At 72.8% G+C, this 23,863-nt stretch carries 21 protein-coding genes; 14 read left to right on the forward strand and 7 right to left on the reverse strand.

Annotated features, from left to right (window positions below; genetic code table 11):
- Nucleotides 1–260: 260 nt before the first annotated feature.
- Nucleotides 261–1,817: a SagB/ThcOx family dehydrogenase gene (locus ADK41_RS06145; protein ID WP_051843154.1), complete on the reverse strand. Its 1,557-nt coding sequence runs from the start codon at nucleotides 1,815–1,817 to the stop codon at nucleotides 261–263.
- A gap of 244 nt (nucleotides 1,818–2,061) precedes the next feature.
- On the opposite strand from ADK41_RS06145, the gene ADK41_RS06150 reads away from it, so the two are divergent.
- The 4 genes from ADK41_RS06150 (at nucleotide 2,062) to ADK41_RS06165 (ending at nucleotide 7,381) form a co-directional block, all read left to right on the forward strand.
- Complete coding sequence (locus ADK41_RS06150) at nucleotides 2,062–3,537, forward strand: multicopper oxidase family protein (RefSeq protein WP_030826059.1); 1,476 nt, start codon at nucleotides 2,062–2,064, stop codon at nucleotides 3,535–3,537.
- 115 nt (nucleotides 3,538–3,652) lie between these two features.
- Complete coding sequence (locus ADK41_RS06155) at nucleotides 3,653–5,323, forward strand: class I adenylate-forming enzyme family protein (RefSeq protein WP_063756525.1); 1,671 nt, start codon at nucleotides 3,653–3,655, stop codon at nucleotides 5,321–5,323.
- Nucleotides 5,320–6,294: a 2-amino-3,7-dideoxy-D-threo-hept-6-ulosonate synthase gene (locus ADK41_RS06160; protein ID WP_030826065.1), complete on the forward strand. Its 975-nt coding sequence runs from the start codon at nucleotides 5,320–5,322 to the stop codon at nucleotides 6,292–6,294. Before ADK41_RS06155 ends, ADK41_RS06160 begins: the two co-directional genes overlap by 4 nt.
- Complete coding sequence (locus ADK41_RS06165) at nucleotides 6,266–7,381, forward strand: 3-dehydroquinate synthase II (protein ID WP_030826068.1); 1,116 nt, start codon at nucleotides 6,266–6,268, stop codon at nucleotides 7,379–7,381. The genes ADK41_RS06160 and ADK41_RS06165 overlap by 29 nt, the downstream gene beginning before the upstream one ends.
- Nucleotides 7,382–7,494: 113 nt before the next feature.
- Here ADK41_RS06165 and ADK41_RS06170 read toward each other — a convergent pair whose 3' ends face one another.
- Nucleotides 7,495–8,100, reverse strand: coding sequence for a response regulator transcription factor (locus ADK41_RS06170; protein WP_030826071.1), 606 nt, complete (start codon nucleotides 8,098–8,100; stop codon nucleotides 7,495–7,497).
- Nucleotides 8,101–8,201: 101 nt separating this feature from the next.
- Nucleotides 8,202–8,717 carry a hypothetical protein gene (locus ADK41_RS06175; RefSeq protein WP_234318747.1) on the reverse strand — a complete coding sequence of 172 codons (516 nt, stop codon included), beginning with the start codon at nucleotides 8,715–8,717 and terminating at the stop codon, nucleotides 8,202–8,204.
- Nucleotides 8,718–8,868: 151 nt separating this feature from the next.
- Between ADK41_RS06175 and ADK41_RS06180 the strand changes: the two genes are divergently transcribed.
- Nucleotides 8,869–9,855, forward strand: a complete 987-nt coding sequence (locus tag ADK41_RS06180) for a LuxR C-terminal-related transcriptional regulator (RefSeq protein ID WP_030826077.1) — start codon at nucleotides 8,869–8,871, stop codon at nucleotides 9,853–9,855.
- 31 nt (nucleotides 9,856–9,886) lie between these two features.
- Here the strand turns inward: ADK41_RS06180 and ADK41_RS06185 are convergent, their stop codons facing one another.
- Entirely contained in the window at nucleotides 9,887–10,153 is a 267-nt protein-coding gene (locus ADK41_RS06185; RefSeq protein WP_030826080.1) for a hypothetical protein, read from the reverse strand.
- A gap of 231 nt (nucleotides 10,154–10,384) precedes the next feature.
- Here ADK41_RS06185 and miaB point away from each other — a divergent pair, with 231 nt between their 5' ends.
- The 3 genes from miaB to ADK41_RS06200 are packed head-to-tail and all read left to right on the forward strand — an operon-like array spanning nucleotide 10,385 to nucleotide 12,877.
- Nucleotides 10,385–11,902 carry a tRNA (N6-isopentenyl adenosine(37)-C2)-methylthiotransferase MiaB gene (miaB, locus tag ADK41_RS06190; protein WP_030826083.1) on the forward strand — a complete coding sequence of 506 codons (1,518 nt, stop codon included), beginning with the start codon at nucleotides 10,385–10,387 and terminating at the stop codon, nucleotides 11,900–11,902.
- 22 nt (nucleotides 11,903–11,924) lie between these two features.
- Nucleotides 11,925–12,158 carry a hypothetical protein gene (locus ADK41_RS06195; RefSeq protein ID WP_030826086.1) on the forward strand — a complete coding sequence of 78 codons (234 nt, stop codon included), beginning with the start codon at nucleotides 11,925–11,927 and terminating at the stop codon, nucleotides 12,156–12,158.
- Between the two features lie 2 nt (nucleotides 12,159–12,160).
- Nucleotides 12,161–12,877 (forward strand): class III extradiol dioxygenase subunit B-like domain-containing protein, encoded by a 717-nt coding sequence (locus ADK41_RS06200; protein ID WP_030826090.1) that lies wholly within the window; start codon nucleotides 12,161–12,163, stop codon nucleotides 12,875–12,877.
- A gap of 155 nt (nucleotides 12,878–13,032) precedes the next feature.
- On the opposite strand, the gene ADK41_RS06205 is transcribed toward ADK41_RS06200, so the two are convergent.
- On the reverse strand, nucleotides 13,033–13,305 hold the full coding sequence (locus tag ADK41_RS06205; RefSeq protein ID WP_030826093.1) for an antitoxin: 273 nt from the start codon (nucleotides 13,303–13,305) through the stop codon (nucleotides 13,033–13,035).
- Between the two features lie 23 nt (nucleotides 13,306–13,328).
- A complete protein-coding gene (locus tag ADK41_RS06210; protein ID WP_030826096.1) occupies nucleotides 13,329–13,607 on the reverse strand; it encodes a hypothetical protein in 279 nt (92 codons plus the stop codon).
- Nucleotides 13,608–13,789: 182 nt separating this feature from the next.
- On the opposite strand from ADK41_RS06210, the gene miaA reads away from it, so the two are divergent.
- The 6 genes from miaA (at nucleotide 13,790) to hflX (ending at nucleotide 22,203) form a co-directional block, all read left to right on the forward strand.
- Nucleotides 13,790–14,728, forward strand: a complete 939-nt coding sequence (gene miaA, locus ADK41_RS06215) for a tRNA (adenosine(37)-N6)-dimethylallyltransferase MiaA (RefSeq protein WP_030826099.1) — start codon at nucleotides 13,790–13,792, stop codon at nucleotides 14,726–14,728.
- Nucleotides 14,729–14,836: 108 nt separating this feature from the next.
- Nucleotides 14,837–15,343: a hypothetical protein gene (locus ADK41_RS06220; protein WP_030826102.1), complete on the forward strand. Its 507-nt coding sequence runs from the start codon at nucleotides 14,837–14,839 to the stop codon at nucleotides 15,341–15,343.
- A 67-nt stretch (nucleotides 15,344–15,410) separates the two neighbouring features.
- On the forward strand, nucleotides 15,411–16,280 hold the full coding sequence (gene dapF, locus ADK41_RS06225) for a diaminopimelate epimerase (RefSeq protein WP_030826105.1): 870 nt from the start codon (nucleotides 15,411–15,413) through the stop codon (nucleotides 16,278–16,280).
- Between the two features lie 298 nt (nucleotides 16,281–16,578).
- Nucleotides 16,579–18,741 (forward strand): RelA/SpoT family protein, encoded by a 2,163-nt coding sequence (locus tag ADK41_RS06230; protein WP_030826108.1) that lies wholly within the window; start codon nucleotides 16,579–16,581, stop codon nucleotides 18,739–18,741.
- 100 nt (nucleotides 18,742–18,841) lie between these two features.
- Complete coding sequence (locus tag ADK41_RS06235) at nucleotides 18,842–20,551, forward strand: M1 family metallopeptidase (protein WP_234318749.1); 1,710 nt, start codon at nucleotides 18,842–18,844, stop codon at nucleotides 20,549–20,551.
- A gap of 158 nt (nucleotides 20,552–20,709) precedes the next feature.
- Nucleotides 20,710–22,203: a GTPase HflX gene (gene hflX / locus ADK41_RS06240; protein WP_030826116.1), complete on the forward strand. Its 1,494-nt coding sequence runs from the start codon at nucleotides 20,710–20,712 to the stop codon at nucleotides 22,201–22,203.
- Between the two features lie 346 nt (nucleotides 22,204–22,549).
- Here hflX and ADK41_RS06245 read toward each other — a convergent pair whose 3' ends face one another.
- Nucleotides 22,550–23,761: a trypsin-like serine peptidase gene (locus ADK41_RS06245; RefSeq protein WP_030826119.1), complete on the reverse strand. Its 1,212-nt coding sequence runs from the start codon at nucleotides 23,759–23,761 to the stop codon at nucleotides 22,550–22,552.
- Between the last annotated feature and the right edge of the window lie 102 nt (nucleotides 23,762–23,863).

A 23,863-nucleotide genomic window follows, 5' to 3' on the forward strand; every position in this document is an offset into this window, starting at 1 on the left:
GGCGACCTCGAGGGTCTCCAGCTCGTCGGCGTCGAAGCCCTCGAACGCGGTGTCGGCGTCGTTCTTGATGTCCTTGGCGGTCATGTCGTGGTCCTTCCGTGAGTTCAGGAATTCCCTGGACGGAATTCCTGGGGATGTGTGCTCCGGGATTACTCCCGGCCGCCTTCCGGAATGTTTTTCCTTTTCCGTCGGGCTGTGACATCCATATTGCTCGGACGCTCGGCCGTGCGCCAGCCCCCGCGGACGTCGGCTGACATTTATCACGGCCCGGATGACGTTTTCCCGGCGCCCGTCTTTCCGTCGGGCGCCACCGGAAGCGCCCATTCGGGGCTGTTCACCATGTGCCATTCCTCGCCCGGCTCGGCCGGCATCGCGGACTCGGGCGCCGGCGTGCCCAGCAGGAAGTCGCCGACCGAGGACTCCCGCAGGTAGTCCAGGCCCAGTACGCGGGCGGACAGGTCGGCGTCGCCGTTGCCCAGCCCGCAGGGCGCCAGGCCCATCGCCGTCGCCACCAGGTACATGGTCTGGTAGAGCACACCGGTGTGCCGCAGCGTGGTCGCGTACGCCATGGCCCGGTACTTCCACGCCATGCGCTGGAACCGCGAGGTCACCGTGAGGAGTACGTGGGGGCGCACGTCGAAGCCGACGGACCGGGACGCCACGCCCAGCAGGGCCCGCCGGTCGTCCTCCGCCTCGCTGACGAGGACCAGGCGGTGCGCGTACGAGTCGTAGTGGTAGACGCTCGGCGCGACCCCCTCGCAGCGCAGCACCGTGACGTACAGCTCCAGTTCGTGGAGCGAGCCCCCGGCCGGATAGGGCCGCGAGACCACCTCGTCCTCGTCGGGTCCGGGCGTGCGGTGGACGCGCACCCGCTGCACCCGGTACAGGAACTCGCCCAACTCGCGCGCCGTCAACGCCCGTTCGCCGAAGACGCGGTGGGACCGGCGGCTCTCGACGGCGGCGGTCAGGGACGGGTCGCGGGCGTCGATGTCCGCGCGCCGGGGGCGGTACAGCTCCGTCACGGGGCCGCCCGGCGCCGGCTTCACGGCGGGCAGCGGGTCGATCCGGCCCCGGTACGGGTAGACCGCGCCGAAGCTCTCGTCGAAGCGGCCGGACCGGACGCGCGAGTGGAACAGCAGGTCGTGGAAGTCCCACTGGCGCAGCACCGGCTCGGTGTCGGACGCGAAGCCGCCGTCCGCGGCGGCGATCTCGACGAAACCGGCGCCGACCAGGTGGGCCAGGACCGTGAGCGTCTCCGCCCCGCTCAGCCCGGTGCCCTCGCCGGCCCGGACCGCCGGGCCCGGCTGCCCCAGCGCGGCGGCGAGTTCACGGGCGGCCCGGTCGGCGAGCACGGCACGGAACTTCACCAGCGGGGACTCCAGCACGAGCACGCCCCCGCGCGTACGGCAGAGGGCGAACCGCGACAGGCGGACCCGCGCGTCGGCGGGCACGGCCGCCGTACGGTGCACGGCGTCCCGGGCCGTCGGCTCCAGCCGCACCAACTCCCGCCGCAGCGGCGGCTCGTCGTGCGTGAGCACGCTGTGCGCCAGCAGGTGGCCGGCCCGCGCCAGCACGGCGTCGGCCCGTTCCCGCGCGGAGCCGTCGAACCCCTCGTACAGCTCCTCGTACGGCACCGGACCCCCCGCCAGCCGGCGCAGTACGGTGCGCAGCCCACCGCGCACCGGGCGCAGCACGAGCGAGGTCTCGGGGCCGCGCAGCACCGCCGTGTCCGCGGTGTCGTCGAACGTGATCCGCACGTCCGTACGCAGCGCGCGGGCCGCGAGCTCGGGCGGTTTCTCCGTGGACACGGAAATCATCAGGGCCTCCGTCTGGGGATTCACTGGAAGAACGGGAAGAAATCCACTCTGCCGCCCGCTCCGCCTTCTCCGCCCCGGCCGGCCGCACCGCATGACAGTCACCATTCCCGTTCGTGACCGAGGTCATGGAATGCGTGACACATGACAGGGACGGACCGCCTTCGCTCGGACAATCGACGCCCCGAGCGCATGCTCGGAACAGGAATTCAACGACCACCGCCCCCAACGACAGAAGGACATTCCCGTGCTCACTCGTCGACATGCGATACGTCTCGGTATGACCACCGGCGCCGTCGGGGCGGTCGGCGCGGCGGGCGGACTGTTCACGACGCTCACCGCGGGCGGGCCGGCCGCCGCCGCGGTCGCCGCGACGGCGGCCGCGGCGGTCGAGCCGTTCGCGGTGCCGTTGACCGTGCCGCCGGTGCTGGCCCCGTCCCGCAGAACCAGACACGCCGACTACTACGACATCACCACGCGCCGCGCGAGCACGGAGATCCTGCCGGGCGCCCGCACCGACGTCCTGACGTACAACGGCTCCTTCACCGGCCCCACCATCCGGGCCCGCACCGGCCGCAGGACGGTGGTCCGGCACGTCAACGCGCTCGACATGCCGACGTCGGTGCACCTCCACGGCGGCAACAACCCGGTGGAGCACGACGGCGGCATGATGGACACGATCGCGCCGGGACGCAGGCGCACCTACGTGTACGAGAACCGGCAGCCGGGCGCGACCCTGTGGATGCACGACCACGCCCACCACATGGAGTCCGAGCACGTCTACCGGGGACTGTCCGGGCTGTACCTGCTGAGCGACCCCGGGGAGGACCGGCTCGGACTGCCGTCCGGGAAGTACGACATCCCCCTGGTGCTGCGGGACGCGGACTTCGACGACGCCGCCGCCATGGTCTACACGATGGACGACGCGCAGAACCGCACGACCATCCTGGTCAACGGCCGGCCCTGGCCGTACCTGCGGGTCGAGGCCCGCAAGTACCGCTTCCGGCTGGTCAACTCGTGCAACCTGCGCATCTTCGTCCTGGCGCTGTCGGACGGCTCGGCCACCCAGCACCCCGTGCGGCAGATCGGCACCGACGGCGGCCTGCTCGCCGCCCCCGCCGAGACGCCGGTGCTGGTCCTGTCGCCCGGCGAACGCATCGACTTCGTCGTCGACTTCTCGAAGTACGCGCCCGGAACCCGGCTCACCCTCGCCAACATGCTGGGCCCCGGCCCCACCGAACTCGTCGGCCAGGTCATGCGGTTCGACGTCGGCGAGCGGACCCCCGACCGCAGCCGGGTCCCGGACACCCTCGCCACGCTGCCGGCCCTGCCGAAGCCCACCGTGGAACGCGCCTTCGAGCTGAACATGGACGAGCCGGGCACCGGAGGCCACCAGGCCTACATCAACGGGAAGACCTTCGACCCGGACCGCATCGACACCCACGTCGAGTGGGGCAGCACCGAGGTGTGGACGGTCACCAACAAGAGCGCCACCGTTCCGCACAATTTCCACACGCACCTGGTGCAGTTCAGAATTCTCGAACGTGACGGGCAGCCGCCGTATCCGGCCGAGACCGGACGGAAGGACACCGTGCTGCTCTTTCCCGGACAGACGGCGAAACTCCAGCTCACCTTCGACACGCACCGCGGTGTCTATCCGTACCACTGTCACATGATCGACCACAGCGCCATGGGAATGATGGCGCAGATGAGGATCTCCTGACTTTCCCGACGCTTTTCCGAAGCCTTCCAGGAGATCCCTCAAGGCATTCCCGAGACATTTCCGAAGCGATCCCGACGCATTCCCGACGCAACCCCGACGAAAGGAGAGGAGGACCATGACCACCGGAACCCTTGCGCGGCCCTACGCCCGCCGGCTGCTCGCCGCGCTGGAACGCGACCCCACCCGGGTCGTCGTGCGCCGGCCCGACGCGGCCGTGACGGCGGGGGAGCTGCGCGCGTCCCTCCTGGGCAGCGCCGCCCTGCTGCGCTCCCTGCGGGTCGGCCCCGGCACCACGGTGGCGATCCTCACCGGCCCCAACCACCCGCTGATGCTCAGCGCCCGCTACGCCGTGCACCTGCTCGGCGCGACCTCGGTGTACGTCCGCTCGATGAACCCGCGCACGGACACCGAGACCTTCTCCCTCGCCACCCAGACCGCACTGCTGCGAGACCTCGCGGTGCCGCTGCTGCTGGTGGACGAGGCGGACGAGGAGAGCGCGGCCCGCGGCAGGTGGCTGGCCCGCCGGCGGCCCGGACTCACCGTGCGGGCGATCCCGCGCACGGCGGACGGGCACGACACCGTGCCACCGGGACCGCCGCCCCGGCCCGACGACCTGGCCGTCGTCGACTTCACCAGCGGCAGCACCGGCCGGCCGAAGATGGTGGCGCAGCGCCACGGCACCCGTGAACACCTCGTCGGGCGTCTCGCCGACGGCCTCGATCCACGGGGCCCGGCCACACTGCTCTCCGTCACCCCGATCAGCCACACGACCGCGCCGATGGCCGACGCCGTGCTGTGCGGGGGCGGCACGGTGGTGCTCCACGACGAGTTCGACGCCGACGCCACCCTGGCGGCCATCGCCGAACACCGGGTCACCGACGCCTACGTGGCCGTACCCCACTTGTACCGGCTGCTCGACCACCCGCTGATCACGTCGTACGACCTGTCGTCGCTGCGGCGCGTCACCTACAGCGGCACCCCGGCCGCCCCCGAACGGGTCCGCGACGCGGTGCGGGTCTTCGGCGACGTACTGATCCAGGTGTACGGCACCACGGAGGCCGGCGGCATCAGCAGCCTCACCCCGCTGGACCACCGGGAGCCCGAACTGCTCGGCTCGGTCGGCCGGCCCTTCCCCTGGGTGCGGGTGGAGATCCGCGCGCCCGGCACCGGCACCCCGCTGGGGCGCGGGCAGAGCGGCGAGATCTGGATCGACTCGCCGACGGTGTCAGCCGGTTACCTGGACGACGAGGAGCTGACCGCCGACACGTACCGCGACGGCTGGCTGCGCACCGGCGACCTCGGGCACTGGGACCCGTACGGCTACCTGCGGCTGGACGGCCGGGTGGGCGACGTCATCAAGCACGGCGGCCTCAAGCTCGACCCGGCCGCCATCGAGGCGGCGCTGCTCCGGCACCCCCAGGTGCGCCAGGCCGCGGTGTTCGGCGTCCGGGACGAGGACTACGTGGAGCAGGTGCACGCCGCCGTCGAACTGCACTCGGGCGCCGGGCACACCTCCTGCGACCTGCGGGGCTACGTCGCGGCGACGCTCACCCCGGAGCACGCCCCGGTCGGCGTCTCCGTCTGGCCCGAACTGCCGCTCACCCCGTCCGGCAAACCCGACCGGGCGCGGCTGCGCGGCGCGACGGCACCAGTGCGCGCGGCGCCCCCGCCCGCCGCCGAGACGCGCGGCACCGGCCCACCCGACACCGGCGCCGAGGTGGAGGGCCCGCCCGGACACCACGCCCGCCGGCGCACCGATCCGCGCAACAGAAAGGGCACTCCATGACCGGATTCGGCCACTTCGCCAGGTCACTGCGGCTGCGACGGCTCTACCGCCACAGCACGGCCGGCCTGATGATCACCCCTCTCGACCACTCGATCAGCGACGGACCCGTGGTGCCCCGGGGCACCACCCTCGACCAGCTCGCCGGACAGCTCGCCGCCGGCGGCGCGGACGCGGTCGTCGTGCACAAGGGCAGCGTCCGCCACATCAGCCCGGAGCGGTTCGCCGCGATGTCGCTGATCATCCATCTCAACGCCTCCACCAGCCAGGCGCACGACCCCGACGCCAAGTACGTGGTGACCGAGGTCGAGGAGGCGCTCCGGCTCGGCGCGGACGCGGTGAGCGTCCACGTCAACGTCGGTTCGGACGACGAGCGGCAGCAGATCGGCGACCTCGGACGGATCGCCGACGCCTGCGACCGGTGGAACCTGCCGCTGCTCGCCATGGTGTACCCGCGCGGCCCGCGGGTCGCCGACCCGCGCGACCCGCAACTGGTGGCGCACGCCGTCACCGTCGCCTCCGACCTGGGCGCGGACCTGGTCAAGACCGTCTTCCTCGGCTCGACCGCGGAGATGCTCGACCTGACCGCCGCCTGCCCGGTGCCCGTGCTGGTCGCGGGCGGTCCCGCGATGCCCACCGAGGAGGACGTCCTCGCCTATGTCCGCGACGCCCTGGCCGGCGGCGCGGGCGGGGTGGCGATGGGCCGCAACATCTTCCGGGCCGCCGATCCCCGCAGGCTCGCCGCCAAGGTGGCCCGGCTGATCCACCACTTCCCGGAGCAGCACTTCGGCGCGGTCGCCTTCCCCGCCGGGGCCGGCGCCCACCGCGACGAACGGCTGACCCCCGACCACCTGGACGACCCGGCGCCCCTGACGGCGTCCGGCGCCTTCCCCGAGAACACCCACCACCTCTCCGACCTTTCCCATCCGACAGGAGGTCCGCACCATGACGGACGCAAAACTGTGCTGGCTTGACATCCGCGGCGCCGGCAACGCCACCGGGGCCGTCCTCGAAGAGGCCCTGCACCAGCGCATCGACGGCATCGTCGCCGCCGACCCTGCCGCCTTCGCCGGCCTGCCGCCCACCGTCCGCAAGGTCCTGCTCTTCGAGGACGGCGTCGACGCGGTCCCCGCCGACCTCGGCGCCGCCGACCTGGTGGTCGTGCCGGGTCCCCGGGAGGAGCGCGCGGCCCTCCAGGAGGCCCACCCGGACGTCGAGTTCGGGCGGTACGTGGAGATCGTCGACGCCGACACGCTCGAGGACGCCTGCCTCGCGGCGCGTCTGGAGCCGTGGAGCGTCCTCGACTTCCGCGACCCCACCAAGATCCCGCTCGAGATCGTGATCGCGGCGGCCACCGGCGCGCCCGGCTCCATCATCACCACCGCCTCCACCACCGAGGAGGCCGAGATCGTCTACGGCGTCCTCGAACTCGGCTCGGACGGCGTGCTGATGCGGGCCGGCACCGTCGGTGACGCCACCGCGCTGCGCACCGCCGCCAGCGCCCGCGGCGGCGAGATCGACCTGGTGGAGCTGACCGTCACCCACACCACCCACATCGGCATGGGCGAGCGGGCCTGCGTCGACACCACGACCCACTTCCGCAAGGACGAGGGCATCCTGGTCGGTTCGCACTCCAAGGGCATGGTCCTGTGCGTCAGCGAGACCCACCCGCTGCCGTACATGCCGACCCGGCCCTTCCGGGTCAACGCCGGCGCCCTGCACTCGTACACCGTCTCGCAGGGCGGCCGCACCCACTACCTCAGCGAACTCCACGCGGGCAGCAAGGTGCTGGCCGTCGACACCAAGGGCCGCACCCGGCCGGTCAGCGTCGGCCGGGTCAAGATAGAGACCCGCCCGCTCATCTCCATCGACGCGGTGGCCCCGAGCGGACAGACGGTCAACCTGATCCTCCAGGACGACTGGCACGTACGGGTCCTCGGCCCGGACGCGGCGGTCCTCAACTCCACCGAACTCAAGCCGGGCGACACGATCCTCGGGCACCTGCCGACGGCGGACCGCCACGTCGGGTACCCGATCGACGAGTTCTGCCTGGAGAAGTGAGCCCGTCACCACCCCGCACACCCGTCGCGCCCGTGCCCGCACGAGCGTGACGAACAGGCGCACCATCCCGCCCCGCCCCGGCACCCACCGTGCCGGGGCAGGCGTGCGTCCCCTCACAGCAGCCCGTGCTCCCCGGCGATGCGCGCCGCGTCGAACCGGTTGCGCCCTCCGAGCTTCTTGATGGCCGCCGACGTCAGATTGCGGACGGTGCCCGCCGCCAGGTACAGCTCCCCCGCGATCTCCTTCACGGTCGCCCCGCCGGCCGTCAGCCGCAGCACGTCCATCTCCCGCACGCTCAGCATCGTCTCCCCGACCGCCACCGGCCGCAGCAGCGACGGGTCGACGGTCAGACAACCGCCCGCCACCCCCATCAGCGTCGTCACCAGCTGGGGCAGCCGGGCGTTCTTCGGTACGACACCGAGCGCGCCGGCCGCCACGGCCCGGTCCACCACCGACGGCGTGGCCGTTCCCACCATCAGCGCGACCCCGCACTTGGGATGGTGACTGCGCACGTCGGTGGCGACGCGCAGCGCCTTGCCGGCCATCGTGGACTCGCCGAGCAGCAGGACGGTGGGCCGGTGCCGCCCCACCGCCGGCAGCACGGCGTCGCACGACGTGGCCAGCCCGACCACCTCCAGGCCGTCGACGCCGTTGAGCGTCTCGGCGAAGGCCTCCAGGACGAGTTGGTGATCACCTGCGACGACTACCCGTATCGACATGCTGAACCCCCGTGCGGACGAACGGTGAAAGGACTCGTGGAAACCAGGCCCCGGGGCCTGCGCGCCGTGTGCGGCGGACCGTCAAGGACTTTCAAGGGCTTTCAAGGACTCTTGTGCGAGCACGCGAACCGCTCGATCAGCCGGTCCGCGACCGACTGCGCGGCCCGCTCGTGACCGGCGGCGTCGTGCTCCGTGTCGATCTCGATGTGCTCGGCTCCGGCCGGCAGGGACGCCGCGACGACGGCCGAGAGGGCGCGGAAGTCCCGGGCCAGGTCCCCGCTGCCGGAGCCCGACGGGACCACCACGACGCACGCGGCCACCGGGCCGAGGTCGCCGGCGATCTGACGGGGCAGGGCGCGCAGGGTCTCCGGCCGCGCGACATCCACCTGGTAGGGCAGCGCGACCAGTCCGATGCCGGCCAGTTCCTTGCAGAGGAACGCCGCGTTGGTGGCCGCGTCGTCGTCGCGCCCCGGATGCCCCGCGCCGACCACCGCGACCGCCGCGCCCGCCGCGCTCAGCCGGGTGGCCACACTGCGGCCGGCCCCGATGGTCGCGTCTATGACCAGCACGACACAGCCGTTCAAGGGAGGGACGACAAACGCGACTGTGTGCGACACCGGAACTCCTGAGCGGGTAGCGTGGCGGGAACGTGAAGGATCTACGGGGGATGCTTCGGCGGGTGCACGGCGCTTCCCCTTTGTCACGCCGTGGACGTCCGGCTCGGCGTGGTGTTCGGTCCGGGCATGTGGTTCAAGGGGGAAACACCACGTGGAAGACGTATCTCCACTCGATCAGCAGACACTTGCCGTCTACCGTGCCATCCTGTTCCACAAGGAACACGATCCGGACAGACTCGCCGCCTTCCTCGGCATCGCCTCCGGCGAGGTGAAGGCGGCGCTCGACCGGCTTTCCGAGCTGTCCCTCCTCGCCCCGTCCGGGGACTCGCCCGGAGCGCTGCGCGCGGTGAACCCGTCGCTCGGCCTGAAGGTCCTGCTCCAGCGGGAACAGGACGAACTGGCCTGGCGGCAGCAGCGCATCGAACAGAACCGGGCCGCGCTGGCCGCGCTCGCCGCCGAGTACACGGCGTCGGGCGGGTCGGGTTCGGACGGCACGGAACAGCTCGACAACGTGGACGAGATCCGCATCCGGCTGGAGGCCCTCGCGGAGTCCTGCCGGCACGAGTCCCTGGTCTTCCATCCCGTGGGCGGGCTGTCCGAGGAGGCGATCGAGGCGTCCCGGCCGCTGAACGAGCGGGCGCTCGCCCGCGGGGTCCGCTTCCGTTCGATCTACCTGGACAGCGCCGTCAACGACCGGGTGACGCGGGCGCACGCGCAGTGGATGGCCGAACACAACAGTGAGATCCGCACGTCCCCGACCCTGCCGATGCGGCTGCTGATCGTCGACACGACCGCGGCGATCGTGGCCGGGCTGCCCGGCCAGGCGGGCCCTTCGGCGCTGCTGTTCAACAGCCGGCCGGTGGTGCTCGCCATGCGGGCCCTGTTCGAGGCGTACTGGGAGCACGCGGCCCCCTTCCACGGGAAGGCATCCTCCGAGGACGACCCGCACGGGCTCACTCCGCAGGAACGCAAACTGCTCCAGCTGCTGGCCACCGGCCTCACCGACGAGGCGGTGGCGCGGATGCTCGGCATCGGTGTGCGCACGGAGCGGCGGATCATGGCCGAGCTGATGGAACGGCTCGGCGCGTCCAGCCGCTTCGAAGCGGGAGTGCAGGCGGCCCGCCGGCAGTGGATCTGACGGGCGACCGCCCGGTGTCCCCGGCACATGGTCACGGCGTGACCGGCTCGGTCCAGGTGAAGTCGTCGGGGCGTGAGAGACCCCAGGTGAAGTCGCCGGGCTCATCCGGGGTGCGCGGCAGGCCGCCGCGGATCGGGCCGAGCGGCTCGGTCGGCGGGGTCCAGGTGAAATCCCGCGCCGTGGCCTCCGGCTGCCGCCCGGTCACGTCGGCCGCCTGGGCGGGCCCGGCCCAGGCGAGGGCGGCGAGGACGGCGGCGGTGAGCGTGGCGGCCGCGGTGCAGCGGTTGGTGCGGAACATGGGTGGTCTCCATTCCATGCGTGGATCAGTACCGATTGCGGTGACGCGCATGGAGCCGGTGGTGTCTTCAGCTCCCCCGGGCCGGTCCGCGTTCCTCGCGCTTTCCGGCCGCTGCCAAGAGAGAACCATCACGCCACCCCCGCTGTCCGCATCCGGCCGGGCCAGGAAGCTGCCTGGCAGGGAGTTGCCCACGCGGCGGAGGCGGTCCGCGGCACCGCCTACCCTAGGGACATGAGCAGCATCGACCGGAGCCAGACAGTGGGCGGCACGCGCACCTACGAAGTACGCACCTACGGGTGCCAGATGAACGTCCACGACTCCGAGCGATTGTCCGGGCTGCTGGAGGGCGCGGGCTACGTCCGCGCCCCCGAGGGCTCCGACGGCGACGCGGACGTCGTCGTCTTCAACACCTGCGCCGTCCGGGAGAACGCCGACAACAAGCTGTACGGCAACCTCGGCCACCTCGCCCCGAAGAAGGCGAGCCGCCCCGGCATGCAGATCGCGGTCGGCGGCTGCCTCGCGCAGAAGGACCGCGACACCATCGTGAAGCGGGCCCCGTGGGTCGACGTCGTCTTCGGCACGCACAACATCGGCAAGCTGCCCGTCCTCCTGGAGCGCGCCCGCGTGCAGGAGGAGGCGCAGGTCGAGATCGCCGAGTCGCTGGAGGCGTTCCCCTCCACGCTGCCCACCCGGCGCGAGAGCGCCTACGCGGCCTGGGTGTCCATCTCCGTCGGCTGCAACAACACCTGCACCTTCTGCATCGTCCCCGCGCTGCGCGGCAAGGAGAAGGACCGCCGCCCCGGCGACATCCTCGCCGAGATCGAGGCCCTGGTCGCCGAGGGCGTCTCCGAGATCACCCTGCTCGGCCAGAACGTCAACGCGTACGGCTCCGACATCGGCGACCGTGAGGCGTTCGGCAAGCTGCTGCGGGCCTGCGGGAAGATCGACGGCCTGGAGCGGGTCCGCTTCACCTCGCCGCACCCGCGGGACTTCACCGACGACGTCATCGCCGCCATGGCCGAGACGCCGAACGTGATGCCGCAGCTGCACATGCCGCTGCAGTCCGGCTCCGACCCGGTGCTGAAGGCGATGCGCCGCTCCTACCGGCAGGAGCGCTTCCTCGGCATCATCGAGAAGGTCCGCGCCGCCATCCCGCACGCGGCGATCACCACCGACATCATCGTGGGCTTCCCCGGCGAGACCGAGGAGGACTTCGAGCAGACCCTGCACGTGGTGCGCGAGGCCCGCTTCGCCCAGGCGTTCACCTTCCAGTACTCCAAGCGCCCCGGCACCCCGGCCGCCGAGATGGACGGCCAGATCCCCAAGAAGGTCGTCCAGGAGCGCTACGAGCGGCTCGTCGCCCTCCAGGAGGAGATCTCCTGGGAGGAGAACAAGAAGCAGGTCGGCCGCACCCTGGAGCTGATGGTCGCCGAGGGCGAGGGCCGCAAGGACGGCGCCACCCACCGCCTCTCCGGCCGCGCCCCCGACAACCGCCTGGTGCACTTCACCAAGCCGGAGCAGGAGGTGCGCCCCGGCGACGTGGTCACCGTCGCCATCACGTACGCCGCTCCGCACCACCTCCTCGCCGAGGGCGCGGTGCTCGACGTGCGCCGCACCCGCGCGGGCGACGCCTGGGAGAAGCGGAACACCGAGAAGGCGGCGCGGCCCGCGGGCGTGCTGCTCGGCCTGCCGGGGGTGGGCGTGCCCGAGCCGCTGCCGGCGGTCACCGGGGGCTGCGCCGTCGACTGAGCGGACCGGGGCAGGGGGGCGTATGGCTCAGCGGGTCGTGGCGGAGGAGCCGCACCACACGCTCCGGCCGGCCGTGCGTGCCGACGGCACGCACGAGGAGGCGCGCCGCGCGGACGACGGCACGTACCGTGTGGAGATCAAGGGCGGACCGGGCGCCCACCACCCGCGGCACGGCCTCGCGGAGCGCGTCGCCTCCGGAGCACGGACGGCCCGTGAGGCGGCGATGCCGTTCCGGGCCGCCGCAGTAGGCTGCTGATCATGCTTGTCGCCGCCGCAGTCTGCCCGTGCCCGCCGCTGCTCGTGCCGGAGGTCGCCGCAGGGGCCGCCCCCGAGCTGGACACCGTGCGGGCCGCGTGCGCGGACGCGCTGGGCGTCCTCGCCGCCGCCCGGCCCGATCTGCTCGTGGTCGTCGGCCCGGGGGACGGCGCCGGCCCCGAGACCTACCCGGAGGGCACCCCCGGATCCTTCCGGGACTTCGGCGTCGGCCTGGACGTACGACTGGGGCCGGACAAGGGCGTGCCGGCCGGACGGGAACTCCCGTACGGGCTGGCCGTGGGCGCCTGGCTGCTGGGCCGCACCGGATGGGCGGACGCCCCCGTGGAGGGGCTGGCCGTGGGGGAGGCCCTCACGGCCGAGCGGTGCGCCGGCGAGGGGGAGGCCGTCGCAGGCCGGGCGGAACGGGTCGCGCTGCTGGTGATGGGCGACGCCAGCGCGTGCCGCACGCTCAAGGCGCCGGGCTACCTCGACGAGCGCGCGGCCCCCTTCGACGCGGAACTCGCGCGCGCGTTGGGCGCGGCCGACACCGGGGCCCTGCGGGCGCTGGACACCGGACTGGCGCGCGAGCTGCAGGTGTCCGGCCGGGCCCCCTGGCAGGTGCTCGCCGGCGCGGCGGCGGGGAACCCGGACCTGGAAGGCGTGCTGCTCCACCAGGACGCCCCCTACGGGGTCGGCTACCTCGTGGCCACCTGGGCGTAAGAGGGCGCCGTCCGGATCGGGGCGGCTCCAGGTGACGGTGCCGGGGCGGAGCCCCGGCGACCGACGACAACGCCGCGGAGGGGACCGCCGGCGGAACCCGGCGGACGGCCGGGGGAGCACTCGGCGTGCTCCGCGGCCGTCCGCCGGTGCGCCGCTCAGGAAGTGGGCGGCGGCCCGGCCGGCGGCGTGGTCGTGCCGCCCGCGCCCGAGCCGGGATCGTTCCTGTGCGCGAGTCGGTCCACGGCGCCCTTGGCCTTGCCCGTCCCCGTCTGGATCCGGTCGCTGTACTTGCCCTTGGTCCGCTCGTCGACGGTCCGCGCCGCCCTGTCCAGGCCGTGCCGGATCCTGTCCTCGTGCTGGTGCGCGAGGCCGGAGACCTTGTCCTTGGCCGGGTCGAGTGTGGCCTTCAGGCTGTCCAGGAGACCCATGATGCACCTTCCCTCGCGGCAGGCTACGTGCGGGCGCCCTCGCCGGTCTCGCTGCCGGTCGCCTCGGCGGACTGCTGCTTCGGGATCTCGACGGTGTCGCTGACCTCGCCGGCCTCCTGCTCCGCCGACCCGGCGGTCTCCGGCGCCTCGGCCGGCCCCTTCGGCTCCGCGGTCCCGGCCGCGCTCTCCGGGCCTGCCCCGGCCGCCGCCTCACCGGCCCGGGCCTCACCGGCCCGGGCCTCGGCGGTCCGCGTCTCCTCCGTGGCCTTCGACCGCCGGAAAAGCCGTGCAAAAACGCCCATATCCACTCCATACGTTACTCGTGCGGGCGAAATCCCGCGTTGCCCGGTGCGCCCGTTCGTGCGGCCCGGGCCGCCGCCCCTGCGCTCCGGCGACAGGAACCTCGCAACGGGCAACGACCCGGTGACCGCCGCGTCACGTAACCCGTTCGAGAGCGGGGCGGGAGGTTTGCGAGACTGGATCAGTGAGCAGCGCACCCCTCGCCCCCCGCGTCATCGCCGTCGTCGGACCCACCGCGGCCGGAAAGTCCGATCTGGGCGTCTTCCTGGCCCAGCGGCTCGGCGGCGAAGTCGTCAACGCCGACTCCATGCAGCTCTACCGGGGGATGGACATCGGCACCGCCAAGCTGACGCCCGAGGAGCGCGGCGGCGTCCCGCACCACCTGCTCGACATCTGGGACGTCACCGTCACCGCGTCCGTCGCCGAGTACCAGCGGCTGGCCCGGGAGCGGATCGACGCGCTGCTCGCCGAGGGGCGCTGGCCCGTCCTCGTCGGCGGTTCCGGCCTCTACGTCCGCGGGGCCGTCGACAACCTGGAGTTCCCGGGCACCGACCCCGAGGTCAGGGCCCGCCTGGAGGAGGAGCTCACACTGCGCGGCCCGGGGGCGCTGCACGCCCGCCTCGCCGTGGCGGACCCCGAGGCCGCGCGGGCGATCCTGCCGAGCAACGGCCGCCGCATCGTCCGCGCGCTGGAGGTCATCGAGATCACGGGAAGGCCTTTCACGGCCAACCTCCCGGGCCACGACTCGGTCTACGACACCCTCCAGATCGGCGTCGACGTGGCCCGCCCCGAGCTGGACGAGCGGATCGCCCGCCGGGTCGACCGGATGTGGGAGGCCGGTCTGGTGGAGGAAGTGCGCGCACTGGAGGCGCAGGGGTTGCGCCAGGGGCGTACGGCGTCGCGCGCGCTCGGCTACCAGCAGGTGCTCGCGGCGCTCGCCGGGGAGTGCACCCTCGAGGAGGCACGGTCCGAGACCGTTCGTGCCACCAAGCGCTTCGCGCGCCGTCAGGATTCATGGTTCAGGCGCGATCCCCGGGTGCACTGGTTGAGTGGGGCCGCGGCGGACCTGACGGAACTTCCGCGGCTCGCGTTGTCGTTGGTCGAACGACCGGTTACAGCCTGATCACGTCCTGGCATCGGGACGCCCAGGCCGTCATCCGGGCCTGTGACGCCGTGCCATCATCGAGCTTCGATCGACCAAGTGGAGTCCTAGTTGGGAGGGCGCGTGGCGATGGAGGCCGGCCCTCGCGACACCGCACACGGCACCGAACACCTCACCACCGAGCGGGGTGCACCGGAGCAGGAGACGACCGACCGCCTCAGTCCGGACGGACCGGACGAGACGCAGGGCGGCGTGACCGACGACGGCCCCGAGCCGGACGAGATGTTCGCGGGCGGTGAAGAGGTCGAGGTCGAGCTGCGCCCGCAGCGCCGGCTGCGCATCTGGCAGCTCGCGCCCATCGTCGGGCTGGCCGCGCTCGGCTCCCTGATGTTCGCCTTCCCGCTCGCCTTCGACTTCGGCGACAGCGGCGCCGTGATCGCCATGCTGGGGCTGCTGATCTGTTCCTGCGCGGCCGGCTGGGGCATGATGGCCGCCCGCAGGGTGGGCTCCACCTGGCCGGGGCTGCCGCCCCGGGGCTCCGGACGCAGACCCGACTGGCGGGTCGTGGCCGCCTACACCGTGATGGTCGCCGCGGTGGTGGCCCTGGCGGTGTGGCGGGTGGCGAGACTCCGCTGACGTCCTCCCGCGTGCGCGGGTCCGCCGACGGCGACGCGCTGTCACCGGCACCCCTTACGATCGAGGGATGAGCACCCGGATCGCCTTTCTCAAGGGACACGGCACGGAGAACGACTTCGTGATCGTCCCCGACCCCGAGAACGCCGTCGACCTGTCCCCGGCAGCCGTCGCCGCCCTGTGCGACCGCCGCGCGGGCATCGGCGGCGACGGACTGCTGCACGTGGTGCGGTCCGCGGCGCACCCCGAGGCGCGGGCCATGGCGGCGGAGACCGAGTGGTTCATGGACTACCGCAACGGCGACGGCTCGGTCGCGGAGATGTGCGGCAACGGAGTGCGGGTGTTCGCGCGCTACCTCCAGCGCGCGGGGCACGTGTCCGAGGGGGACGTCGCGGTCGCCACGCGCGGAGGCGTGAAGAGCGTGCACCTCGCCAAGGAGGGGGACGTCACCGTCGGCATGGGCCGGGCGCTGCTCCCCGAGGGCGACGTCACCGTGAGCGTCGGCGGACGCAGCTGGCCCGCGCGGAACGTGAACATGGGCAACCCGCACGCCGTGGCCTTCGTGGACGACCTCGCCCACGCGGGCGACCTCCTCGCCCCGCCCCCGTTCAGCCCGCCGTCCGCCTACCCGGACGGAGTGAACGTGGAGTTCGTCGTCGACCGCGGCCCGCGGCACGTGGCGCTGCGGGTGCACGAGCGCGGGTCCGGTGAGACCCGCTCCTGCGGCACGGGCGCGTGCGCGGTCGCCGTGGCCGCCGCCCGCCGCGACGGCGCCGACCCGAGTGTCACCGGCACCCCGGCGACGTACACCGTGGACGTGCCCGGCGGGACCCTCGTGATCACCGAACGGCCCGACGGCGAGATCGAGATGACCGGCCCGGCGGTGATCGTCGCCGAGGGCGTGATCGAGCCCGAGTGGCTGGAGAACGCCCTGCGCTGACCGGGGCGCCGGCTCGGTATCGCAGCTTCCGGCCCGCCTGGCGTGTGCGTCCGCAGGGTCGGAAGGGTGTTCGCCTTCGAGACCATGGAAGATCCCCGGTCCGATGGCGTGAAAGAGGTCCCCGGTCGACCTTCGCTCGAAGGGGTGATCCGTTTCACGCTCGGCCGGAGGCGGTCAGCCCGAGGGGGTCCGGCTCGGTAGCATCAAGCACCGGCCCGGACGGGGGACGAACGCCGCCCCCGAGCCCGAGTCCGCCCTGGGGCGCGCCGTCCGCCGGTCCACGCAGCCGGAGGTGCCCATGAACGCGGAGGCCGTGAATCCTGCGACCCCAGGCCCTGTGACATCTGGTCACGCCACATCCACGGGGTCGCGCAGGAAGGCCCGCCCCCGGCTCGACCTGCGCCGGCTGGGCCGTGCCGCGCTGCTGGGCCCCGCCACCCGCGACCGGCTTCCCGACGCCATCGGGCACGTGGTCGACGCCCACCGGGCCCACCATCCCGACGCCGACCTCGAACCCCTGCGCCGCGCCTACCTCCTGGCCGAGTCCTCCCACCGCGGCCAGATGCGCAAGAGCGGTGAGCCGTACATCACGCATCCGCTCGCGGTGACCCTGATCCTCGCCGAACTCGGTGCGGAGACGACGACGTTGACCGCCTCCCTGCTCCACGACACCGTCGAGGACACGGACGTGACGCTGGATCAGGTGGGTGAGCAGTTCGGCGAGGAGGTCCGCTACCTCGTCGACGGCGTCACCAAGCTGGAGAAGGTCGACTACGGCGCCGCCGCCGAGCCCGAGACCTTCCGCAAGATGCTCGTCGCCACCGGCAACGACGTCCGCGTGATGTCGATCAAACTCGCCGACCGGCTGCACAACATGCGCACCCTCGGCGTGATGCGCCCCGAGAAACAGGAACGCATCGCCAAGGTGACACGTGACGTCCTCATCCCCCTCGCCGAACGGCTCGGCGTCCAGGCGCTCAAGACGGAGCTGGAGGACCTGGTCTTCGCGATCCTCCGCCCCGGGGAGTACGCGCACACGCGCGAGTTGGTCGTCCGCAACGCCGCCCGCGCGGACGACCCGCTCGCCGACGTCGCCGACGACGTGCGCAAGGTGCTCCGCGAGGCCGACATCGCCGCCGAGGTCCTCATCCGCCCACGCCACTTCGTCTCCGTGCACCGCGTGTCCCGCAGGCGCGGCGCGCTGCGCGGCGCCGACTTCGGCCGGCTGCTGGTGCTGGTGAACGAGGACGCCGACTGCTACGGCGTCCTGGGCGAGCTGCACACCTGCATGACGCCCGTGGTCTCGGAGTTCAAGGACTTCATCGCCGTACCGAAGTTCAACCTGTACCAGTCGCTGCACACCGCCGTGGCCGCCGCGGACGGCCAGGTCGTCGAGGTCCTCATCCGCACCCACCAGATGCACAAGGTCGCCGAGGCCGGAGTCGTCGCCCTCGGCAACCCCTACGCCGCACCGCCGGAGGAGCAGTCCGCGAGCGACGGCGAACGCGTCGACCCCACCCGGCCCGGCTGGCTCTCCCGGCTGCTGGAATGGCAGCGGGCCGCGCCCGACCCCGACACCTTCTGGTCCACCCTGCGCGAGGACCTCGCCCAGGACCGCGAGATCACCGTCTTCCGCCCCGACGGCGGCACCCTGGGCCTGCCCGAGGGGGCGACCTGCGTGGACGCCGCCTACGCGCAGTACGGCGAGGACGCCCACGCGTGCATCGGGGCCAGGGTCAACGGCCGGCTGGCGACACTGAGCACCGTCCTCGAGGACGGCGACGCCGTCCAGCTCCTGATGGACCAGGACGCGGCCTCCGAGCCCTCCCGGGAGTGGCTGGAGCACGCCCGCACCCCCGCCGCACGGATCGCCATCCAGCGATGGCTGACCGCCCACCCCGCACCGGCCGGGGCGCCCGGGACCGATCCGGAGGAGGCCGCCCGGCCGCTCGCCGACGACCCCGCCCCGTCACCGGCTCCGGACGCCCCGGTCCTCGGTCGTCCCGGCGCCGCCCAGGTCCTGGCCGACCGGGCCGGCGCGCCCGTACGGCTCGCCGGCTGCTGTACGCCCGTACCGCCCGACGAGGTGACCGGCTTCGCCGTGCGCGGGGGAGCGGTCACCGTGCACCGGGCCGGGTGCGCCGCGGTGGCGCGCATGAAGAACGCGGGGCGCGCGGAGGTCGGCGTGCGCTGGGGGGAGGGCGCCGAGTGCCGGGTCACGCTGGTCGCGGAGTCCTTCGTCCGTCCGCATCTGCTCGCGGACCTCACCGAGGCCATGGCCCTCGAAGGCGCCGAGATCGTCTCCGCGACCGTCGAACCCCCGGACCGGCAGCAGGTGCGGCACACCTACACCGTGCAGCTGCCGGACGCCGCCCACCTGCCCGCCCTCATGCGCGCGATGCGCAACGTGGCCGGCGTGTACGACGTGAGCCGGGCCCAGCCGCAGACCCCGGGCGCCTGACCGAAGCGCGGAGCGTCCGAGCGGCGGTGTGATTACCCGATCGGGTGGGTCGGAAGCGCGCCGTCACCGTCGCGCCCGCGCCCGCTGATAGCCGTGGGGAATGCTCACCCCCCACACTCCCGGCCCGCCCGGCCGACCGCCCCTGGACCACGGTCCCCGGCCCGAGGCGCCCGACAGCCACGTCTCCCGGGGCCGGTCCGCGCCCGGCCAGGACCCGAACGGTCAGCCGCCGCCCAGCCGCCGCCCCCAGGCCCGAGCGTCCCACCGGCAGACCGGCCGGGGTCGGGGCGCCCGCGCCCGGAGCGGTCACGCACGTCGGCGCCGGGCGGTCGCCGCGCTGCTCGCCCCCGCCGTCTCCGTCTGCCTGGTCGCCGCGCACGCCCCCGCCGTCCCGCTCGGCATCGGCGACCGGCTCTTCCCGCACCTGGGCAACCCCGGATACGACGTGCTGGCGTACGACATCGCCCTCGACTATCCGGGCCGCAACGACCGGCCGCTCGAAGCCGTCACCACGATCGACGCCCGTCTCACCGCCGACCTGGACCGGATCAACCTCGACTTCGCCCACGGAGAGGTCCGCTCCGTCGAGGTCGACGGCGGTCCGGCCGGTTTCGCCGCCGCCGGGGAGGACCTGGTGATCACCCCCGCGGACGGCCTGGACAAGGGCGAGCGGACCAGGATCACCGTCCGGCACACCAGCGACCCCGTGGCCGCCGGGGACCGCGAGGGCGGCTGGGTGCGCACCGCGGACGGCCTCGTCCTGGCCAACCAGGCCGACGCGGCCCACCTGGTGTTCCCGTGCAACGACCACCCCTCGGACAAGGCGGTGTTCACCTTCCGGATCACGGCCCCGGACGGACACACGGCCGTCGCGAACGGTCTGCCCGCCGACGTCGACCGCACGCGCGGGGCCGCCACCTGGACGTACCGGACCCGCCACCCCATGGCCACCGAACTCGCGCAGGTCTCCATCGGACGTTCCACCGTCCTGCACCGCACCGGCCCGCACGGGCTGCCCCTGCGGGACGTCGTGCCCACCGCGCACCGCGCGGAGCTCGAACCGTGGCCGGCGAAGACCCCCGCCCAGATCTCCTGGATGGAGGAGAGGGTCGGCCGCTACCCGTTCGAGACCTACGGTCTGCTCCTCGCCGACGCGTCCACCGGCTTCGCGCTGGAGACCCAGACCCTCTCCCTCTTCGAACGCGACCTGTTCACCGATCCCGCCCTCCCCACCTGGTACGTCGAGTCGATCATGGTGCACGAGCTGGCCCACCAGTGGTTCGGCGACAGCGTCAGCCCCCGCACCTGGTCCGACCTGTGGCTCAACGAGGGCCACGCCACCTGGTACGAGGCGCTGTACGCGCAGGAGCGGGGCGGCAGAACCCTCGAGGCCCGGATGAAGGCCGCCTACGAGGCGTCCGACGGCTGGCGCGCGGCCGGCGGACCACCCGCCGCGCCGAAGCCCCCGGAGCCCGGCCGGAAGATCGGCATCTTCCGGCCGAACGTCTACTCCGGCGCCGCGCTCGTGCTGTACGCCCTGCGCGAGGAGATCGGCCGCGCCGCCTTCGAGCGCCTGGAGCGCGACTGGGTCACCCGCCACCGGAACGGGACCGCCTCGACCGCCGACTTCGTCCGGCTGGCGTCCCACGTCGCCGGACGCGACCTGACCGGCTTCCTGCACGCCTGGCTGTACGGGGCCACGACCCCACCGATGCCGGGCCACCCGGAATGGACCTCCGCGGCCCGGTCCGCGACGCCCGCCCGGCGGCCGGTCCCGCCCGTGCGCCGACCGGGCGGGGGCCGGGAATAACACGGTGACGAAGGGTCCGTACCGTGCGACCATCGTCAGGTCCGCACAGCACGGGACACGGGAATCTCCCGGGCGCCCCGGACGTTGTGGACAGTGACGGGAGGTCCCACGGACCGGCCCCGTCACCGCAGAAGGTTCACCGACGACGTAAGGACCCAATGACCTCCTCTTCTTCCCCTTCCCAGGACACCAAGAGCTTCGCGCACACCTATCCCGAGGGTCTTCGGGCCGATGCCCTGATGGAAGAGGACGTCGCCTGGAGCCTCGACATCGACGGAGAGCGGGACGGCGACCAGTTCGACCGCTCCGAGCGCGCGGCCCTGCGCCGTGTCGCCGGCCTCTCCACCGAGCTCGAGGACGTCACCGAGGTCGAGTACCGGCAGCTCCGCCTGGAGCGGGTCGTGCTCGTCGGGGTGTGGACCTCGGGAACCGCGCAGGACGCGGAGAACTCCCTGGCCGAGCTCGCCGCCCTCGCGGAGACGGCCGGCGCCCTCGTCCTCGACGGCGTGATCCAGCGCCGCGACAAGCCCGACGCCGCCACCTACATCGGTTCCGGCAAGGCCGAGGAGCTGCGCGACATCGTGCTCGACACGGGTGCGGACACCGTCATCTGCGACGGTGAGCTCAGCCCCGGTCAGCTGATCCACCTCGAGGACGTCGTCAAGGTCAAGGTCATCGACCGTACGGCCCTGATCCTCGACATCTTCGCCCAGCACGCCAAGTCCCGAGAGGGCAAGGCGCAGGTCGCGCTCGCGCAGATGCAGTACATGCTGCCGCGACTGCGCGGCTGGGGTCAGTCGCTGTCCCGTCAGATGGGCGGCGGCAAGGGCGGCGGCCTCGCCACCCGTGGCCCCGGTGAGACCAAGATCGAGACGGACCGGCGCCGGATCCGCGAGAAGATGGCGAAGATGCGCCGGGAGATCGCGGAGATGAAGACCGGCCGCGAGATCAAGCGCCAGGAGCGCAAGCGCCACAAGGTGCCGTCCGTGGCCATCGCGGGCTACACCAACGCCGGCAAGTCCTCGCTGCTCAACCGCCTCACGGGCGCGGGCGTCCTGGTCGAGAACGCCCTGTTCGCGACCCTCGACCCGACCGTGCGCCGGGCCGAGACCCCGAGCGGACGGCTGTACACGCTGGCCGACACGGTCGGCTTCGTCCGGCACCTGCCGCACCACCTGGTCGAGGCGTTCCGCTCCACGATGGAGGAGGTCGGCGACGCCGACCTGATCCTGCACGTGGTGGACGGCTCGCACCCGGTCCCGGAGGAGCAGCTGGCCGCCGTACGCGAGGTGATCAGGGACGTCGGCGCCACCGGCGTACCCGAGATCGTGGTGATCAACAAGGCCGACGCGGCCGACCCGCTGACGCTCCAGCGGCTGCTGCGGGTGGAGAAGCGCTCCATCGCGGTCTCGGCCCGCACCGGCCGGGGCATCCCGGAGCTGCTCGCGCTGATCGACAGCGAGCTGCCCCGCCCGTCCGTGGAGATCGAGGCGCTCGTGCCCTACACCCACGGAAAGCTGGTCGCCCGCGCCCATGACGAGGGCGAGGTGATCTCCGAGGAGCACACCGCGGAGGGCACCCTGCTCAAGGTCCGGGTGCACGAGGAGCTGGCGGCGGAACTCACGCCGTACGTTCCGACCCCGGCCGGCTGAGCCGCTCACGGCGGGGCGAAGGCCCGCCCCCTGCTCACGGCAGGGGGCGGGCCTTCGTCATATGCGGATCACCGACCGCCGTGGGTCTCGCTCATGTTCCGGTACAGCGCCTCGGCGTCCTCGCCGAGCCGCGGGCCCGCCGGCCAGGTGTCGTCCATCGGGCCGATGGAGGCGCTGGGGACACGCCCGAGCGGCGCGGACACACGGGGGGAACGCATGGCGTGATGACCCCCGTGGAAGCGAACGAAGGTCCTGCCGCGTGTGCGTGCTCCGTACGGCCCCGTCACCGGCTACCGCCACCCCGCCCGGTCCCGCGCGCGGCGGCACGCGGGACCGGGCACGCCGGTCACCGACCGGCGAACTTCTCGCTGACCGCGTCGTACACGCCCTTGGCCTCGTCACCCAGTCGCGGACCGGCGAGCCAGCCCGACGTCACCGGGCCGATGGAGGTGTTGGACACCAGCGCCGGCTTCCCGTCCGAGCCCGTCGCGACCCAGCCGCCACCGGACGAACCGGCGGTCATGCTGCACCCGATGCGGTACATCGTCGGGTCCGACTCGCCGAGCGACAGCCGCCCGGGCGCGTCCTGGCAGCGGTACAGCGCGTGGCCGTCGTACGGCGGGGCGGCCGGGTAACCGATCGCCGTGACCTCCTCCACCTCCGGCACCGCGGGAGCCCCGAAGTCCACCGGCAGCGCCGAACCGACCGTCTCCTCCAGCGACTTGCCGCCACTGCCCTTCTCCGGCGTCACATGGATGACCGCGAAGTCGTACGAGGCGCCGTCACCGCCGGTGGAACCGCCCTGCTCGATCCACTGGTCCGAGGTCTGCGCCCAGTCCCCCCACCAGACGCCGTACGGAGCGATCTCCTCCTTCGTGGCGGTCTCCAGCTCCTTCGCCGACCTGCCCGCGTCGTTGTACGACGGCACGAAGGCGATGTTGCGGTACCAGCCGCCCTTCTTGCCCGCGTGCACACAGTGGCCCGCCGTCCACACCATGTTGGACTTGCCCGGGTTGGCCGGGTCCTGCACCACCGTGGCCGAGCAGACCATCGTGCCCTCGGGCGAGTCGAAGAACACCTTGCCCGCCGTGGGGGCGTTGGCGTGGTACGACGGTGCGACGGCCTGTGCCCGCACCGGTTCCGGAGTCGGGTCCGTCACGCCCTGGTCACCGGAGATGTCGCTCTCGTCGACCTCCTGCTCCGGTTCCTCGGCGTCCCGCATGCGGTCCGGGTCCCACAGGTCTTCGATGATCGGGTTGACGAAGTCCTGCGCCTCACGCAGCCAGTCGTCCTTGCTCCAGTCCTTCCAGGCGCCGTCCCTCCACTTGTCGAGGTCGATCCCGTGCTCCTTGAGCCGGTCCTTGATGTCGTCCGGGATCTTGAGCTTGCCGTCGTCGGCTGCGGCGGTCGCGGAGGCCCCGGCGTTCGCGTCGGCGTCCCCCGACCCGCAGGCGGTGAGGGCGAGCGTCGAGGCGAGTGCGACCGCGGCCAGAACGGGGGAGGTCCGGCGCGCCCGCCCCCCTCGGCGAGCGGTGGACGACGGCCGTATGGATCGCATGATCTGACTCCCCCTGGAATGAACGTACTTGGTGCTTCGACCGTGCTCCCGCCCCTGAACCGAACGGAGTTCGGGGGCACTCCCACGGCCTTCGGGAACGGC

This window comes from Streptomyces caelestis, from assembly GCF_001279005.1.
Lineage (GTDB): Bacteria > Actinomycetota > Actinomycetes > Streptomycetales > Streptomycetaceae > Streptomyces > Streptomyces heliomycini.

What these genes read in the sequence shown, in the direction of transcription:
- ADK41_RS06145 (WP_051843154.1), bottom strand. Translation starts at nt 1,817, where the DNA reads ATGATTTCCGTGTCCACGGAGAAACCGCCCGAGCTCGCGGCCCGCGCG.
- ADK41_RS06155 (WP_063756525.1), top strand. Translation starts at nt 3,653, where the DNA reads ATGACCACCGGAACCCTTGCGCGGCCCTACGCCCGCCGGCTGCTCGCC.
- ADK41_RS06160 (WP_030826065.1), top strand. Translation starts at nt 5,320, where the DNA reads ATGACCGGATTCGGCCACTTCGCCAGGTCACTGCGGCTGCGACGGCTC.
- ADK41_RS06165 (WP_030826068.1), top strand. Translation starts at nt 6,266, where the DNA reads ATGACGGACGCAAAACTGTGCTGGCTTGACATCCGCGGCGCCGGCAAC.
- ADK41_RS06170 (WP_030826071.1), bottom strand. Translation starts at nt 8,100, where the DNA reads ATGTCGATACGGGTAGTCGTCGCAGGTGATCACCAACTCGTCCTGGAG.
- ADK41_RS06185 (WP_030826080.1), bottom strand. Translation starts at nt 10,153, where the DNA reads ATGTTCCGCACCAACCGCTGCACCGCGGCCGCCACGCTCACCGCCGCC.
- miaB (WP_030826083.1), top strand. Translation starts at nt 10,385, where the DNA reads ATGAGCAGCATCGACCGGAGCCAGACAGTGGGCGGCACGCGCACCTAC.
- ADK41_RS06195 (WP_030826086.1), top strand. Translation starts at nt 11,925, where the DNA reads ATGGCTCAGCGGGTCGTGGCGGAGGAGCCGCACCACACGCTCCGGCCG.
- ADK41_RS06200 (WP_030826090.1), top strand. Translation starts at nt 12,161, where the DNA reads ATGCTTGTCGCCGCCGCAGTCTGCCCGTGCCCGCCGCTGCTCGTGCCG.
- ADK41_RS06205 (WP_030826093.1), bottom strand. Translation starts at nt 13,305, where the DNA reads ATGGGTCTCCTGGACAGCCTGAAGGCCACACTCGACCCGGCCAAGGAC.
- ADK41_RS06210 (WP_030826096.1), bottom strand. Translation starts at nt 13,607, where the DNA reads ATGGGCGTTTTTGCACGGCTTTTCCGGCGGTCGAAGGCCACGGAGGAG.
- ADK41_RS06220 (WP_030826102.1), top strand. Translation starts at nt 14,837, where the DNA reads ATGGAGGCCGGCCCTCGCGACACCGCACACGGCACCGAACACCTCACC.
- dapF (WP_030826105.1), top strand. Translation starts at nt 15,411, where the DNA reads ATGAGCACCCGGATCGCCTTTCTCAAGGGACACGGCACGGAGAACGAC.
- ADK41_RS06230 (WP_030826108.1), top strand. Translation starts at nt 16,579, where the DNA reads ATGAACGCGGAGGCCGTGAATCCTGCGACCCCAGGCCCTGTGACATCT.
- ADK41_RS06235 (WP_234318749.1), top strand. Translation starts at nt 18,842, where the DNA reads ATGCTCACCCCCCACACTCCCGGCCCGCCCGGCCGACCGCCCCTGGAC.
- hflX (WP_030826116.1), top strand. Translation starts at nt 20,710, where the DNA reads ATGACCTCCTCTTCTTCCCCTTCCCAGGACACCAAGAGCTTCGCGCAC.
- ADK41_RS06245 (WP_030826119.1), bottom strand. Translation starts at nt 23,761, where the DNA reads ATGCGATCCATACGGCCGTCGTCCACCGCTCGCCGAGGGGGGCGGGCG.